The 17,054-nt window shown below is 36.7% G+C and carries 17 protein-coding genes; all 17 read left to right on the top strand.

Going from position 1 to position 17,054, the window contains the following annotated elements:
* The first annotated feature begins 15 nt into the window (after positions 1-15).
* Positions 16-198 (top strand): hypothetical protein, encoded by a 183-nt coding sequence (locus tag ACVRZ8_RS03350; protein ID WP_026217203.1) that lies wholly within the window; start codon positions 16-18, stop codon positions 196-198.
* Entirely contained in the window at positions 182-592 is a 411-nt protein-coding gene (locus ACVRZ8_RS03355) for a hypothetical protein (RefSeq protein WP_069986520.1), read from the top strand. The genes ACVRZ8_RS03350 and ACVRZ8_RS03355 overlap by 17 nt, the downstream gene beginning before the upstream one ends.
* Positions 592-1,047, top strand: coding sequence for a thioredoxin domain-containing protein (locus ACVRZ8_RS03360; RefSeq protein WP_395097338.1), 456 nt, complete (start codon positions 592-594; stop codon positions 1,045-1,047). The genes ACVRZ8_RS03355 and ACVRZ8_RS03360 overlap by 1 nt, the downstream gene beginning before the upstream one ends.
* The gene (locus ACVRZ8_RS03365; RefSeq protein ID WP_380617278.1) at positions 1,031-1,267 is read left to right on the top strand and encodes a hypothetical protein; all 237 of its coding nucleotides are present in this window, start codon (positions 1,031-1,033) and stop codon (positions 1,265-1,267) included. The genes ACVRZ8_RS03360 and ACVRZ8_RS03365 overlap by 17 nt, the downstream gene beginning before the upstream one ends.
* Positions 1,242-1,799, top strand: coding sequence for a hypothetical protein (locus tag ACVRZ8_RS03370; RefSeq protein ID WP_447447919.1), 558 nt, complete (start codon positions 1,242-1,244; stop codon positions 1,797-1,799). Before ACVRZ8_RS03365 ends, ACVRZ8_RS03370 begins: the two co-directional genes overlap by 26 nt.
* The gene (locus ACVRZ8_RS03375) at positions 1,789-2,793 is read left to right on the top strand and encodes a coiled-coil domain-containing protein (protein ID WP_447447920.1); all 1,005 of its coding nucleotides are present in this window, start codon (positions 1,789-1,791) and stop codon (positions 2,791-2,793) included. Before ACVRZ8_RS03370 ends, ACVRZ8_RS03375 begins: the two co-directional genes overlap by 11 nt.
* 329 nt (positions 2,794-3,122) lie before the next feature.
* Entirely contained in the window at positions 3,123-3,947 is an 825-nt protein-coding gene (locus tag ACVRZ8_RS03380) for a hypothetical protein (protein WP_380617281.1), read from the top strand.
* Positions 3,948-4,073: 126 nt separating this feature from the next.
* Entirely contained in the window at positions 4,074-4,343 is a 270-nt protein-coding gene (locus ACVRZ8_RS03385) for a hypothetical protein (protein ID WP_447447921.1), read from the top strand.
* Positions 4,344-4,750: 407 nt separating this feature from the next.
* Entirely contained in the window at positions 4,751-5,083 is a 333-nt protein-coding gene (locus tag ACVRZ8_RS03390; protein WP_000245180.1) for a hypothetical protein, read from the top strand.
* Complete coding sequence (locus tag ACVRZ8_RS03395) at positions 5,076-5,423, top strand: hypothetical protein (protein WP_447447922.1); 348 nt, start codon at positions 5,076-5,078, stop codon at positions 5,421-5,423. The genes ACVRZ8_RS03390 and ACVRZ8_RS03395 overlap by 8 nt, the downstream gene beginning before the upstream one ends.
* The gene (locus tag ACVRZ8_RS03400; RefSeq protein WP_447447923.1) at positions 5,423-6,211 is read left to right on the top strand and encodes a DNA/RNA non-specific endonuclease; all 789 of its coding nucleotides are present in this window, start codon (positions 5,423-5,425) and stop codon (positions 6,209-6,211) included. The genes ACVRZ8_RS03395 and ACVRZ8_RS03400 overlap by 1 nt, the downstream gene beginning before the upstream one ends.
* Positions 6,212-6,224: 13 nt before the next feature.
* Positions 6,225-6,680 (top strand): hypothetical protein, encoded by a 456-nt coding sequence (locus ACVRZ8_RS03405; protein WP_447447924.1) that lies wholly within the window; start codon positions 6,225-6,227, stop codon positions 6,678-6,680.
* An 11-nt stretch (positions 6,681-6,691) separates the two neighbouring features.
* Entirely contained in the window at positions 6,692-7,252 is a 561-nt protein-coding gene (locus tag ACVRZ8_RS03410; protein WP_000763777.1) for a hypothetical protein, read from the top strand.
* A gap of 20 nt (positions 7,253-7,272) precedes the next feature.
* The gene (gene mobP2 / locus ACVRZ8_RS03415; protein WP_447447942.1) at positions 7,273-9,639 is read left to right on the top strand and encodes a MobP2 family relaxase; all 2,367 of its coding nucleotides are present in this window, start codon (positions 7,273-7,275) and stop codon (positions 9,637-9,639) included.
* Between the two features lie 130 nt (positions 9,640-9,769).
* Positions 9,770-10,027, top strand: a complete 258-nt coding sequence (locus ACVRZ8_RS03420; protein WP_000938922.1) for a hypothetical protein — start codon at positions 9,770-9,772, stop codon at positions 10,025-10,027.
* An 18-nt stretch (positions 10,028-10,045) separates the two neighbouring features.
* Positions 10,046-15,124 carry a PBECR4 domain-containing protein gene (locus ACVRZ8_RS03425; RefSeq protein ID WP_447447925.1) on the top strand — a complete coding sequence of 1,693 codons (5,079 nt, stop codon included), beginning with the start codon at positions 10,046-10,048 and terminating at the stop codon, positions 15,122-15,124.
* 181 nt (positions 15,125-15,305) lie between these two features.
* The gene (locus ACVRZ8_RS03430; RefSeq protein ID WP_216898235.1) at positions 15,306-17,054 is read left to right on the top strand and encodes a type IA DNA topoisomerase; all 1,749 of its coding nucleotides are present in this window, start codon (positions 15,306-15,308) and stop codon (positions 17,052-17,054) included.

The raw sequence follows: 17,054 nt of genomic DNA on the forward strand, positions 1-17,054 counted from the left end.
AGTGAGGAAGTAGTGATGAAACAAAAGAAAGAGCCCCTTTATGTTGGGAGACTATGTCTATTTGGTATTCCTCTTTGGAAAGTGAAAAAGACTAAACGGGAGTGGCTGCAAGAAGCAGCTTTGATGTCCACTAAAAGGAAAATAATTGAATGTGTCTTTATTGATGATGAGGAGGACGAACATGACGGAGAATTTTAAGATCGTACGTGGTTATTATTTAACAGGAGTAGGACAAGAACCTTCTGCTCATTACTTTAAAATCACTGATACATTTCCTGAATTTGAAACACTGAAGGCAGGTGATATTGCCCTAACGTTCTATCAGAATTTAGAAGCTATTACAAGCCTACCAGCACTGATTAGAGTAGATGGGGTAATTGAAGCTGAGAAACAGGTTCTTGAGTTTCTTCAGAGTGAAAAGAAGGACCATCTTCCTATGCTGCCGTTGGTTAGTGTCTATGAAACCTTTGACCCCTTACGCTTTAATTTGGTCATGACCACTTTTGAGAAATTAAAGTCTGAGATGAAACGTTTGGCCAAGGTTAGTTATGTTCAAGGTGATTTATTTGAATTTTTAGGAGGTGAAGGGTAATGACTGATAGGTTTGAGCTTCCTAAACTGTTTCTGGGAACGTTAGTTGCTGTTGCTGTGATTCTTTTTACAGTTATTGGGATACAGACTACCTGGAGTACTTATGTCGTCAAAGATTATAATAAACATCTCACAGAACAAGTCTATGTGGATGCTGCGGTCAATCAAAATGTTAATCTGGTCTTTTATCGTAATGGCTGTCCTTATTGTAAGGCAGGGAAGGAAGCAGTTATTAATTCAGCTGAGAAGAGTTCTTATCCGACTTTTTACATCGATGTTGAATCAGAAGATGGCCAGATATTGATTGAAAAATACCACGTTGATAAAGCAGCGACTCTAGTCACAATAAGAGACGGTAAATTCGAGCTTTTTCTCTATGCTACTAAGGATAAAGCAGGTAAGATTCGGGCTGATAAGAAAGCCATTAAGGAGGCATTGAATGATTATAATTCTTAAGGCAGCTGGGCATTATCTTTTCCTTATTGTTCTTGTTTCGGCTTGGGTATTTCCTCTTTTTGAAGTTGAAATTTACGATAACTTTGGTAACAAAAAACGAACACGCTACTTAGGCCTTGCAGTTATGATGTTGGTCAAAATATTTTGGCCAAACAGTCAGGTGAGGTGGCTATTGTCAGGAAGGAGTAAAACAGATGACGAGAACAAGGAGAAAGAATAGAACATGGGAACAAAAGAACAAGCGTCGAACCTCTCATCAGGTAGGTAAACGGTTAGAGATTGATAGTTTTAAAAGCCAACCAAAAACAATGAATCCACTATTGAAAAGGAGTGTACTACTTAGAACAAATAAGGATTATCAGCGAGCTGAAAGACAGCTAACACTTGGGGCACTCCTAGTGTTAGCTTCAGTAAGCTACTCTTTTATGGGACTCATCTATTTAGGGATTGTAAAGATTGTTAAATCTTATGTTCTTCAAGTCTATCTCAGACTTTTTACCTTGGGATTTATAAAACCTTTAAATCCTACTCAAATGAAAGAATGGTCAACTTGGAGAGTTCTTAGTAGATACACCAGAGTACATCCAATTATTGCAGGAATCATTGTAATTATGGTAATAGCAATCGCCATTATCATTAGTGAAAAAGGGCGTAAGACTCAGGAATTTATTGAGGCTAACGTTGATGAAGATAAACTAGAAAAAGCCTATGAAGAAGTGAAAAAGAAAGGTAGTGATACTTATGATAGATAGAATAAAACATTGGGCTAAAGATATAAAATCTAATCCAGTCGTGAAGCCGTTTATAGCGATTAAGAGATGGTTTCAAGAAAATGTTATTAAGCGAAAGTTGGTTATTTTCTCCGTTATTTTTACAGCTTGGATCAGTTTATTGCTTGGTGCTTTTTACTCTCCACAGAGGCAAACGTATACTGATGAACAACTAAAAACAAAGCAAACATTTGAAAATGGAACAGGTGAAATTAAACTTACTAATCAAACTTATTCAGCTTCAACTGGTATCATCGTTCTACAATTTGAGACGAAAGATTCTACCTCTCCAGTTGATCGTGGAATTGATACAAAACGTCTCAAATGGAATCTATATGCTCAGAAAAAATCTTCTGATACAACAATGGAAATTGTTCCAATCGTAGACAATAAAATCTCAGTAATCATTCGTAATGTCCCTGAAGATTTTGGAGCATTTGCGATTGATATTACAAATAAAACAGTTTCTACTAGCAATATTGATATTGATATTTCTAGCTCTTCAGATGACCAGGAGCAGACTTCTAAAGCAGAAGAAAATAACAACGACAATGTTGTTCAGTTCTATGTTACAACTCAAAATAGTAAGCTGAAAAGACAAAAGATAAAGAGTGTTTCTCGTGAGGAATTTGCTTTGTCAGAAATCAAAATGGAAAAAACTTTCCAAGAGGGTCAGATCAAAAAATTGAATAAGTCTATTAAACAACTTAAAGCTTCAATTGAGGATGATAATTCTCGTAAAGAGGGGCTTCTGAAAGAAGCAGAATATCTATCTGGTGATGATTTAGAAACCAATCAAAAAGATATTGCTACCATTGAAAGTAACATCGAAACTAAGAATAGGTCTATTGAAACGGCTAATCAAAATATTGAAAAGGTCCAAGCTAAGATTGACAGCCTAGAGAAAAAAGAGGTCGCTATTAAAGATGGAACCTTTGAATTTTCTAATCCGATTGAAACAGTAGAAATGAAATAAAGGAGTTAACATGATCAGTTGTATTTATTATATGTACTTTATTAAGAAGGGGAATTTTTCTCAAATGTTATCTGGCATTTTAAAGCCTAAGAGTGTAAAGAAGTTTATGCAATTAACAGGACTTTATTTTGTCTTCCTATTCTTTTTACCGTTATCATATCAATTTTTGGTTAGCTATTTTTTATCTATTTTTTCAAGTATCCCAATAGTAAAGCTTTTTCTAATGGTAGATGCTCTAATATTACTATTTGTTGCAATGGTGTCATTATGGATATACGCATTTAGCCTACTAATTGTTAAATTCTCATCAAAAAGAAAGGAAAAGTAGCATGAAAAAATTCACTTCAAAATGGAAATCGCTAAACAAAAACGGAATCAAATTATCTCTTATTTGTGGCTTAAATTGGCTCATTGGATTTGTAGCCAAAAGTCAATTTTATCTTTTCTCAGCTGGCTTTTTAGGATTGCTGACGTATTATCTTCCACAAAATTATCGAGTCGTTATTATTGGTCTTATAGAATATTTTCTAGTGGCTAAGGCTATCTTCAATTTTTGTTATGGTATGTGGTTACAAGATTTTAGACGTATAAAATTATCGTTAAAAGAATTTATATTTATGCTTGTCTTTCTAGCAGAAGCTGACTATGCTTTCGATCATACAATATCTGAACAGATGGTAAATAACTTATGCAAGTTCTGGATTATAAGTGCTGTTTTTGTAAGTGTAGTAAAACTTCTTCTACCAAGATTATTTAGGTACTATGTCTTGAAAAATATTATTGATAAAAAGTATTTAGGTATTCGGAATATAACAGATGATTTGCCACCAGAAATTAATTTTTTCACTGATGCAGAAGAAGCAGATGCAAATAAACGAATGCGACAAATTAATCAAAATATGATCAAACAACCGTATCAAGATGTTGTTGAATTGAGCTTTTTAAATAGAAAAGTAATAACAGCTATCCATTACAAAACGGATCTTATTACTAAAGAAGTAGAACGAATTTTTGAAGATGTTGATACCATCTATTATCCTGTTTTTAGAGTTTATCCTTTTGGAATTGAGGAAGATTTTAGCCATAGGTTGATTCAATTAAAACTCAGTAGGAGAAATGCATTTACGAAACGTTTCACCAGGTCTTTACTATAAAACACTAATAATATTACTCCCTAATCTCATGGATTGGGGAGTTTTATTTTGATGTAATTTGTCCCCTTAATGCAAGAAATTTCATTATCCCTTACACTAAAATCATTAAATAAAGGAGGCTTTTAAATGGCAAAAAAAGATATTAAAAAAATTGATTTAGAACTTGAAGAAGCAAAGAAAAAAGTTGCTTCTTTGGAAAATGAACGGAAGCTAGCAGAAGAAAATATTCAAAAACAAATTGGTAAAATCTACGTTCAGATTCAACTCAAAAAAGATAAAACTCAGACCTATGAAAAGATTTTAGATGATCTCAAAACTGAGCTGACTCTCATTCGAGAAGAAGAAAAAGCACAACGTGAGGCAGCTAAAAAAGAACGTAAAAATGAGGAACAGTAATCTTCCTTTTTCAGCCGAAGAAGTAGCTCATCAAGTTATTTAACGGAGTGTGTATTTGTGCACTGCTAAAGTGTGTTAAGGTGTGGGGACAACGTAGATGCCAGAGCGCTTAGTGTGTTAAGGTGTGTCTAGTATGTGTGTTTTTAGTAGGCGTAGCCGAGAGAATTGGGGACACGGGAAACGTTGATACTATCAACTCCCAGCGATACGATGGGACAGTTTCCCTTATGCTCTTTTCATGGACTAGAACACATTAAGTGGGCTAGGTCTTGAAAAACCGCAAAAGTAGAAAATTTATTTTCGTGACGTTGCGAGGCTGAGGTTTTCTTTTTTGCTTCTTTTAGCTTTTGCCTCGTCAAAAGAAAAAAGAAGGGCGCTGTTTTTTGAAAGGAGATGATCATTTTTGTATGGTAATGAAAAGAACAGAGTTAAAAATACGTGGCTTAACTGAAAAAGAAATTGATTATTTAAAGGCTCAATCAAAGAGAACAAAATCAAAATCATTTAATGATTTTTTAGTTCATGTTTTACGCGAAAAGATTGAAAAGGATCAATTTAATTTTGCTGAAGCGAACTATCTTGCTCATTTAGAAAATATGAAATTAACGTCGGATCATGTTTTACGTTTAACGCAAAAACAGACAGAAATTTTATCAGACTTTGAAACGAAAATGGGTCGGTATGCTGACCACATTTCAAGATGGTTGGAATACGAAGGTGAGGTAGAAAGGGATGACTAAGGAAATTAGATTACGCAAAGTTCCTGATGAATTATTTGTGCAATTAAAGATGATGTCTGAAAAATTTCAGTATCCTAATCTTGCTGATTTTTTGATGTCACAGTTATATCGTGTTGTCGAAAATGATGGTCTTGATTTATATAATAATAAATTTGCCGAGACGTTGGCAGATATTAAAGAACAACAAGCTCAAATATTAGATCAGCTGCTTAAAAATGAAATCAAATTATTGGCCTATCATGCAAAACAAGATATTGTGGAAGAGTTAACAACGGATTGGTTACAATTTATGGATGACGTTGGTGCGCTAGCTGCTGAAAGAAGAGCAGGAGGGCGCTAATGAAGAAGAATAAATTCCTGCTAGTCAGTGTTTTGTTTATCGCTATTTTTTTAGTGCAACCACAAAATTTTCAATCATTAAAAAGTGCATTTACTCAAAATGATATAGCTACTCAATTGAATATATCAGATTCACCTGAAGAAAAAAATGGTGACTTGAGTAATGCTCACCAGACACAAAATGAAGAGCTAAAATCAAAAACGTTTGATGGCCAACATCAAGTCATAGTGGTTAATGATAAAGCACAATTTACAACCGATGAATTAAGTTTAAAAAATGGTTCATGGGAAAAATATAGTAACCTTGATTTTTTGAATCGTGTTGGAGTTGCTGAAGCAATGTTGGGTAAAGACTTAATGCCAACAAGTGAACGTGAAGATATTTCATCTGTGGAACCAACTGGCTGGAAAAATAAAAAAATCAACTTCAACGGAAAGCAAGATTATTTATATAATCGTTCTCATCTAATTGGGTTTCAACTAAGTGGTGAGAATGCAAACGTGAAAAATCTTTTTACAGGGACACGTGCGCTTAATGCCAATTTTGAAAATGAAAAATCGTCAATGGTTTACTATGAAAATTTAGTCGCAAATTATATAAGAGAGACAGAACATCATGTCCGCTATCGAGTAACGCCTATTTTTAAAAACGTAGAATTAGTTGCTCGTGGTATTCGTTTGGAAGCACAAAGTATAGAAGATGATACTGTATCTTTTGATGTTTATATTTTTAACGTTCAACCAGAGTATGAGATTAATTATTTAACAGGAACTTCAAAAAAATCGTAGTAAAGGAGAAATAATGGCAACTAGAATTAATATCTATTTTAACGAAGAAACACTACAAAAGTTTTCTGAAATCAAAGCCTATTTATTAGCAGATGTGGGGGAAAGTTTAGAACGTCCAGGTCAGAAACAGTCAGCGACTGTTGTTAAGTTGATTGATGTTTTCTATAAACTTTTTTTGGAAACTGAAGATAAACAAAATTTTTCAGAGAGGTTGTCTCGGCTGGAAAAAAATTTGACCAACTCAGATGAAGGGCGTGCTTTAAAATCGATCCGTCGTCAATTGGATCAGCTACTTTATTTAGAATTGACTAATTTCCATGCCATCACAAAAGGCGCTGATTTTGATATTCAAGATTTAGAGTCTGTTCATTCTCGCTTTGATCCAGCTCAACATGAATTGATAGCTAGAATTGATGACCTCATTAAAGAAGATGTGGCACGTGGCCAAACAATTAAGAACTCACATTAAGGATAATTAAAATGGCTGATATAGTTGACATATATTTAGAAACAGGAGACTTTCATGAGGCAGTAAAGCAATCTGGATTACCGACTCATGTTGCTCACTTGAAATTAATAAAGAGTGGCTGTTTGAAAATTCAAGATAAAATTCAGTACGGATCTCGAACGGCTAAGCTGGGAGGAATGGCAGAAGAACTCTTTCAAAAGTATGTTCCAGAAGCAACAGATGCTAATAAGTACTTCAAGAAAAATAATCCTGTTTATGATTTTTGGTTTGATGGCTTGACAATTGATGTTAAGTATAGTTCCTTACATAAAAAGAAAAATGGGAACTCTCAACATTGGCAATTTAGAACAAATGGCAGCCAAGATTTTATCGTAGCTTTTCTTGAACGTGAAAGTGGTTTAGAACTGAATCGACCAAATGTTTTGTTAATTCCTATGCAATTTATTGAAGATAAAAAAGAGTTGCATGTTTCTCAATCTGGGCCATGGTTTAAAGACTTTAAGGTTGAGCCTGAAGAGCTCCAACCACTCCTGAAAGATTATGTTCAATTAAGAAAAGATGGGCTATTTTGATTAAGAGAGGAGCATAAGTGATGAATGTATCGTCAAGTCCTAATATTACATTTATGCTTCAATACACAGAGGCTAATAGTCAATATGTGGATTATACAAATCGTGATGAAGCTGTCAAAATTGACGAAGAATTGTCCTTGGAAACGAACAGGCAAATGATTGAAGGATTGACTGAAGACGAGATGACTCGTATTCAGGAAGCTGTCCCTGAAACTCAGTTGAATTTCAAGGAATACATTGATTATATGAACCGATCATATGCAACAGAAAACCAATCAGAAGAAATAACAGCTGTCTTTACTCAGGAAGCAGACTATCTCCAGAAACGTCGATTAAACGACCTAAAAAATAAGTTGGAATCAGCTTATCAAAATGGTTCGCTTCTTTGGCAGGGTGTCATTTCTTTTGATAATGCTTTTCTAGCTGAACAGGGATTGTATGATGTTGCAACTGGCCAAGTTGATCAAAAAGCAATCAAGGCTGCCATGCGTGATATGATGCCAACCCTGATTCAGAAAGAAGGCCTTTCGGATTCTGCTTTTTGGTGGGGAAATATCCATCTCAATACGGACAATGTTCATATTCATTTTGGTCTGTCTGAAGTGGAATCTAACCGTGATAAAATATTCTATCGGCCACGTGGGCGGATGGAGTATAAGGGAAATTTCTCTCAAAAAACAATTAACCGTTTCAAAAGCGGTGTTTTTCACGGTTTGCTTAAAGAGGAAACACGATCAAACCTTCTCAGAAAAGAACAGATTCTAGCTAATCTCAAAGCAGATCTGATGACATCTGTTTACCAGGAAGAAAAGATTACTTCTTCAGCTGAAAAAAATTTTTTGGAACAAGCTTACAATCACTTACCCCTTAATAAAAAATGGCGCTATGGGTCAAATGCCAGAGATTTTGCGGTTAGTAAGTTCTTTCTGGATCGCTATTTAGACTCCTATCTAAAAAATGAAGGTAGTGTTGCCTATCAAGAATTTTTGAAAGAAACTAGAGAGTTTCTTAAGACCTATGAGGGTGTCTATTCAGCTGAAAAAAATCAAGTCTATGAAAAACTACGTAAAGTTGATGGACAAACTATCAGAACGCTTGCAGAGTCAAAAGGATATGATTTAGAACATCATATGGCACGCCGTGTGATGGATTTACGAGAGCGATTGGCCAATAATATCTTACGATCGTTTAAAGAGGCAGCTCCACAAATACAGGACGTTCAGCTGGAAAAAAATTTGGATCATTTTTCTATCTTGAACCAGCAGAAAATTCTAGAACAGTATCCTGAAGCGAGTGTTGTTAAAAGCTTGAAAGCTTGGCAAAAATTAGGCTATTCCGTGAAAGCAGGGGAACAGCCTCTTGAAATTATAAAGCCGGTCTATGAAGCCTATGATAAAACTGGTAAGGGGATTGGTAAGCCAGAATTTGTGTCAGATTATGTTTATGATGTTAATCAGCTAACAGAAAATATTCAGCTGAAAACCTTGACTCTAAAAGATTTATCCTTGCTATCATCAAGTGAGTTGAAAGAGTTAGTAGATGCTGCTAAGTCAAAACCAACACTTTCTGAAAGAGAACGTCGTGAGTTAGGGAGTTTCCGCTATGCGCTAAAACTCAGTATGCTAGAGGCGAGTCAAAAAGAATTACAGGTGCGTCAAAAGCTTTTAGAGCAGATACAACCTTTAGCATCCGATCAGCCATTTGTGGATTTTAAAAAGCAATCTTTAACGCAAGAATTGAGAGCAATTGAACTACAATTGACTCCTAATTTTAAACTTTCAGAAGATGAGAAAGTCTTGAAAGAGCGATTGAAGAGCCAGTTTGAAGATAGTGTTTCATTTCCTGTTTCAAAGGCTACTCCTGGAGCCATACAGCTTCCTATTAGACAACTTAGGGCTGAGATGGGATTGGTTGATCAGATTCAAGATGACAATATTTTAACGCTTCTAAAAGGAAAGCCAACGACAAAACGAGATTATATAGAGGAACTTCAGACTCATATTTCTATTTTTCAGTTGAAATACCAGATCAACAACAGAAACCAGCAGATAAGTCAACTATCGGATGAATCAGCGATAAAGGAGATGAGAGTGGCTAATGCCAAAGGATTTTCTGAATTAAAACGGTTGTATGAGAAACTGCAACCCACAGATGATAGTCAAAGTCAGATTGCTCAAACGGTTTTTAGGCAATTACAAGAGCGTAAAGTTACCAAAAAAACACAACTACAACAGTCTCAAGGGCCTATAAAGTTGGATACGGACTTCATGCGTCAATTGTCATCATCGCTGAATCGTTCTCAACAGGCAAATAAAAAAGCACTTATGGAACGTGCTAGAAGTGATGAACGTGAAGAGCAAGAAGAACGCAGACAAGCTCAGCGTTAATCAGCCATTGATGGATTATCAATGGCTTTTTTAAGCTTAAAAATCTCCTGTGATTTGTCCCCTTAACACAAAATTTTCCATTATCTCTTAGACTAGAAGTAACTGTTGGTACAGGAAGGAGGTGGTGAGCATGCTACAATTTCCAAGCGTTTCTGAAGAGGAATTTGACTTCGATGCTGACTGGCTAGTCAAGTCTATTGATGATACTCAAAAACTAATTCTTTTTGCTGGACAAGGTAAGAATGGTGATTTGGAGTTGGAATTGGACTATAAAAATAATCCAGAAGAATTTGAGCATTTTTCAGTAGGTGATCTCATTCAATTACCAAGAGAAATATTTGTTGTTTCTGAAATGACACCGTATCAACCAAAATATGAGTGTTTCTAGTAAAGGAAAGGAGTTTTTATGGCAGAAGAACACACACAACAGCCATCTTCACGTGGAAAAAGCCGTCGAGAGAGAGTAGAATATGCTCGGTCCCGTGATATTTTAGATGTTGCTAGTGAACTGAACATGGAATTGGTGCGTTCAGGACGAGATTACCGCTGGAAAGAACATGATTCTATGGTTATTTCGCCTGATAAAAATATGTGGAACTGGTTTTCACGACACCAAGGCGGGGATGTTATCTCACTTGTTGAAACGATGAAAGAAGTGAACTTCAATCAGGCAATTGATTACTTAAATGATGGCAGTTTTAAAGAATATACAGTTGTTGAGAGGGTACAAGAACCGTTTTCCTACTATCTTGAGCCTTATGAGCAGCCGTTTGAAGCAGCTAGAACCTATCTAAAAGAACAACGTAGTCTATCAGATGAAACAATTGATTTCTTTCTTGATAAGGGAGTTTTAGCTCAAGCTAATGCTAAAGTCAATGGTAGTATTGAACCTGTTGTTGTTTTTAAGTCATTTGATTTCTCAGGTGAGATCGTAGGGGCAACTTTGCAAGGGATTGAAGAGAACTGGGAGAAGTGGCCAGAACGTGGATATGCTAAGAATATTGTCCGAAATTCAGATGGTATTATTGGTTTGCACGTGGATATTGGCCAACCTAATCGCTTAATATTTGCAGAGAGCGCCATTGACTTAATGTCCTATTATGAACTACATAAAGATAGTCTTCAAGACGTACGTCTAGTATCAATGGATGGGGTAAAAGAAGCGGTTGTGGGTAGGCATTTAGCGCAACTGCAATCAGAACTCTCTGGTCGCCCTCTGCGATGGAGTCATGATCAATTAGCTGAAGGATTACAGACAGCGATTAATAATAATTTCTTTACAGATGGAAAACATGCAGATTGGATTACTCTTGCAGTAGATAATGATACTGGTGGTCATAATTTTATTGACTCTCTGAGAGAAAAGGGAGCTACTATTAATGAGGATTTACCAGATTTACAACCAGGGCAAGATAAGACTGATTGGAACGATGCTTTAAAACAACATAGAATTTTGGGTGATGATAGGGAATCTTATCAAACAAGGAGTGAAGAACAAGGAGTCCTATTTGAAAATCTTACTGATGTGACTTCAACTACAGCTCATACAACGGTTCCAGAATTACAAGTTGTTTTTCGCTCTTCTGACGATAATTTCATATCAAATAAATACTCTTCAGGAGAAGTGATTGATTACGATGTATTTGTGAGAGATCTCTACACCGAAAATAATAAGCGCTTAAAGGCAACAATTTCGGCAGGAGAAGAATTACCTGTTTTCCCAATGATAACAAATTCAGTTGCAGGTGGTACCTGGTTGGATCTTCAAGATGAGAATGGCCGTACCTTAGTTAAAAATCTTAGATATGATATTGGAGCAGAAAATGAAACCATCTCAGAGAGATTAGATAATATTCTCTCTTCAGATTATTTGGAAATTGCTCAACAGAAGGATGCTGTTTATCCTAAACCAGCTTTACCAGAAACTGTCAATCAGGATTCAGGCATTTTGGTTCATTTATATACAGGTCATCAGCAGTTTGGAACGATTGATTTTAATGATTTGTTCAATAATAGTGATTTGGGAAGTCTTGCTGATGAATTAGGATATGGATGGGCAATAGATCCTAAAGAAACGTTTGCAGTTATTAATGGTGAAACCCTGACTCAAATTCAGATTGATAAGATTATTAATCGAATGTTTGATACTGGAGCTGATGGTAATGAACTCAAACAGTATTTACAAAATCCTAATTTCTCTTTGAGAAACTATGCTGAAACAGGCCGTACAGGTTTACAGGTGGTTTCTTCAGCTGAGGAAACAGAAAAGCCCCTTGACAATCATCAAGAGGCAGTTGTTAGTTCTGAACAACACAAAAAGAATGAGACAAATATAAGGGATCTTTCTGAGCAAGCTCAGGAGGCAGCACCATTACCTGAAGCGACACCGTCGCAACCTTTGAAAGACTTGTCACCAAGTCAAACCGATTCTCATTCTTTACTATATTTTACCATAGAAGACCCTAAAAGGTCAATCTATAAGGACAATTATCACCCGATAAAACCGCATGAATTAAACAAACTTAACCATCATGCCCCTAATATTCAAAGTGCAGCTCAATGGTATCTTGATAACTTGTCAGATACAACCCTGCATTATTTTTACCAGCAGGGAAACAAGCAATATAACATCAATATTGATTTTGAACAGTATCATTTCATGCACTTGACAGGTCTCTTCCCACTGAAAAGGGGACAGACAGCGGTTAAAACCCTTCATGATTTTGCGGAAGGCCGTGGTTCTTATGATAATCTGATGATTGCAGACAACGAAGCGGCCTTTCAAAAAATTAAGGTCTTACCTGATTTAAAAGCTATCATGGAAACAGACGCTTTCTATTTTGACCAGGTGGAAGATATTCCAAAACTGCAATCCCTATCTCTTGAAAAAGCTATTAAGTCTGATGACAAAGATGTGTTACTGGCCTTTTCATCAAACGAGGAGAATATCTATCCAGCCTCTTTGATGGAATTGACAAAACAACTCAAAATTCAGACGGAACAATCCCAACATCAAAACGTTATTTTGGGCGTTTATCAAGAAAGAGATGGCGAATTTACTCAGTTGTCCATTAATGAGACGTATATCACGGATAATGGGGAAGAAATGCTTTCTATTCTGAAAGGTGAGCAGGTTTCTTCAGATGGACCAAGTCATGACCTAGCACCATCTCCAGCTGAAGCGCTTATCGATGCTGTAACCTTTACGAAAGTTTTGGATACCGCCTATAATATTGGTAATCCTGCTGAGTTAGGCGTTGCAGTTCCTGAAGAATTTCAATCGAGCTGGGAGCAGTATAACCAACTGTCTGAAGCATCTTCGGGGGACTTTAAAACTATTATAGCCAAAGCTGATGAGCTTGGATTGCTAGATAAGACCTCGACTTTCTATCAAGACTGGCAACAGGATCAGATTTATAACGATACCTACCATGTTCGTCTTCGAGGCTCTGATGAGGGGCCAAACAGGCCTCAGTTACCGTTTGAACCGACTCAATTGGTTTCTTATCAAGACTTTGTCACAGAGCTTTACAAGGCTAATCAGGACGCCTCTCAGATGCAGCCAATCACATTTGATATTTACGCTCCAGGTGGTGCCCTGGTTAAAGACGGTGTCCGTTATGCTATTGGCGATGAAACGCAGCCTGTATCACGTCTTCTGGGGCTAGGTTATCGTCGTTTAGAGGATTATCCAAATTTAGCAGCTATTGATGAAGAAGTGCTTTCTCAGCTGGAAAATCAAGAAGTAAATCAAGATATTGCAACTAAAGCTAATGAGCAGACAGTAGCTTCACAAGGAACACCACAAGAACGTGATTCAAGAGAAGATTTTCAGTCTCCTAAACAGAGCATAAGAACTGGATTAGCTCAACGAGTGGAAGAAATTATGGCTGAGGATGCTACTAAGATTCTGGTATCTTCCATTCCTCAAGTTCAAGAGAATTTATCAGTAGAAGGTGATTTAATCGGAGCACCTCAACCTGATGGTCAGATGCTTTATACTAACCAAGAAGATTTTGGCCGTGATTATCAATTAGAACTAACTGTTCATAGTCCAGTAAAAATTGATCAATTATCGGATATTCAAGCACCTTGGACGTTGGCACTTATTCAGGGAGAACAGAAACTTGGTTATTTAGCTTACGGTAGTGACTGGGGAAATGATTTTCAAGTTAAAAAAGAACTGGAGCAACTTGCTTCACAAATTGGAGCTGGAAACATCCCTGAAGGGCTGTATCAGCAGGAAGAGATAGATGCTTTTTTGACTAACATTAGAGGACAAGAACCTAGTCAGCGAACTCAGGAAAATATCTCTTCAGCGGAACCGTTTGATTATAAGACAGCTTCCGCTTATGATGTTAGTGAAAGAGCATTTCAGAAAATTCGTGAGTATACACAATCTCCTGAAGACTTGATGGAATATGTGGAATTTATGAGTAAGTTTCCTCAGTTATCTCCTCGCAACGTCGCATTGATTCAAGACCAATGGAAAGGTGCAAATGCAGTAGCAACCTATGATCAGTGGAAATCGATGGGGGAAGCACTTGCTATTAAACCAGAGGACGTTATTCAGACTAAAGCAACGTATGTGAACAAGAGAACTGGTGAAACAAAAGAAGTTGTTCATCAGGGGCTTTCTGTTAAGACAGGGGAAAAGTCTCAAATAACATTATTTAGACCGTTGATGGTTCGGATGATTCCTGTCATAGATGAAAGTGGAAATCACGTCAAAAATGGTAAAGGGAATCCAAAATATAAAAAGTTTTCAGATGCAACTCCACCAGAAAAAGAATTGGTGAAAGAAGGCAAGCTCCCTGTTCGTCAATTTCAGGAGAGAGATCCTAAAACTGGCCAACCAAGATTTACGACTTATAAAGTCTTTGAGTTGTCACAAACCACTTTGAAACCAGAAAGTTATCCAAAAGCTATGCCAAACCGTCATTATAACTTTAATACAGATAAGGTTAAGACTAAAGAAGTTCTCGAAGGCTTATGTGATTATGCTGAAAGTATTGGTGTTTCCATTATGAAAGATGAAGCTCATGTTCTAGGAAATGCGAAAGGTGCCTTTTTCCCAGGAGAACAATTAATTTTAATTAATCCAGATAACACGCCTGGAGAAAAAATTGCAACAACTATTCATGAACTAGCTCACGCAACGCTTCATAATCCTAACCTTGCAGATCAGTATAAAGAGCTGCCGAAAGTCCAAAAAGAGCTTGAGGCTGAAATGACTAGTCATTTGCTCTCGAAGCATTTTGGTTTAGATACGACTGAGAAGGCTATTGATTATATGGCTAAGTGGACCGACAATTTACAAGGATTAAATGATAAGCAATTAGCTGACTCTTTGAAACGCATCCATAAAACAGTTTCTAAGATGCACAAGCAAATTGAGCATCACACGAAACCTTATCAATTAGGAAAAAATCGAGGACAGGGACCAAATTTTCCTAAAGCCCCTATCAAAGGGCCAAGTCGTTAAGACAAAAGGTATTCTCAATTGAGAGTACCTTTTTTATACACAAAAAATGATACAAAAAGTTATATAACAAATTGTATCATAGCTTTTTTAGTTATCAGCTGGGGATGGTTTGTCCCCTTAACGCAAGAATTACCATTATCTCTTAAACTGAGATTAACTAACAGTAAAGGAGAAGAGTGATATGGTAACAGTCATTCTAGCTGAAAAAGAAACACAAGCTGCTGCTTACGCAGAGAGTCTGGGACCAGCTAGTAAAAAAGGAAAAGTTCATATAATCAAACACACACCGTACTTTTCAGATGAAGTTCATGTTATTGCTGCTGAAGGACACTTATTTGAGTATGGTTTACCAAAGGACAATTGGGATTTAGATAAGTTACCCTTAGTTGATGTTTCATTTAAACAGACACTAAAGAAGGACAAAGATTCTAAAGACACCTTTAAACAGATTTATCAGGAAGTGATAGCAGCTGACCAAGTGATTATTGGTACGGATTCCGACAGAGAAGGGGAACGGATTGCTTATTCGATTTTATCCCATATTCCCGAAGGAAAAAGCAAGGTAACCAAACGTCTTTGGGTTAACTCGGTTACCACTCGTTCTATTCAAAAAGCCTTTCAGGCACTTAGAGAACCGATGGAAACCTATAACTACTATTTAGAAGCTGAAGCACGTGCACAATCAGATTGGTTAGTAGGAATGAATCTATCACCTCTAGCAACTATAGACCTGCAAAATAAAGGACGACTTCCCAGAGGCAAAGGCAATAGCTTATCTGTTGGTCGAGTGCAAACTCCAGTAGTCCGTTTAATCTGTGAAAATGATTTAGCTATCCAGAATTTTAGACCCCAAACGTATTGGAAATTACAGCTGGAAGATAAAGAAACAGGAGTAACATTCTCTAATAAAGAGAAGTATTCAGATAGTGATGTGGTTCTGGCCACTTCACGACAATTAAGTCCGATCTCTATTGTTTCTTCAGTTGAAATGACGGAACACCAAAAAGCAGCACCCGCTTTATTTAATCTCTCGGATGTTCAAGGGCTTGCTGCTAAGTTGTGGGGCTTTGAACCTCTCAAAACAGAAAGGATAGTAGAAAGTCTTTATTTAAAAAAATACTTATCTTATCCTCGAACAGATACTCGATTTATTACTGAAGAGGAATTTGATTATCTAAAGACTTACCTCAAGAGCTATCAAGATGCTATCAGTTGCCGTTTTGAGCCAGTTCATTTAGAACCAAGGGAAAATTACGTTGATCCTGCAAAAGTGGCTAAAACGAGTCACTACGCCCTTATTCCAACAGAAAATATCCCTAACCTAGTGACTTTAAAACCTGATGAACGATTGATTTATGAAGCAGTTGTTCGCAGAACGCTTTTGATGTTCGCTGCTGATTGTCGTTATAATACTACAACTGTTGAAGTGGAAAATAAAGGCTTGATTTTTAAGGCAGCAGGCAGGCAAATGCTTGATTTTGGGTGGGTCGCCTTCAGCAAGCAAAAATTAAAAGGTAATGTTGAACTTCCAGATTATCGTGTAGGAGATCAATTAGAAACAAAGGTGTTGGTTCTTGAAGGTGTGACAAAACCACCAAAGAGAATTACTGAAGCTCAATTTATCAGTGAAATCCTACCTAAGTATGGTTTAGGAACACAGGCAACAAGAGCCACTACGCTTAAAACGATTCAAGACCGAGGTTACATCACTAAGAATAAGAAGTCAGGTCAACTATTTCCAACTAACAAAGCCTATCTCTTAATTCATTACCTTTATGATAATGAGTTTGCGAGTCCTGAAACGACTGGCGGTTGGGAACTATTCCTCTCTCAGATTGGAGAGGGAGAAATTAATCCACGTGAGTTTGTTGATGCGATTAAAGAAAAGCTAACGGATCAGATTGCAGCTGCTAAAGGAAGGAGTGATTGA

This window comes from Streptococcus dentiloxodontae (genome assembly GCF_053206925.1).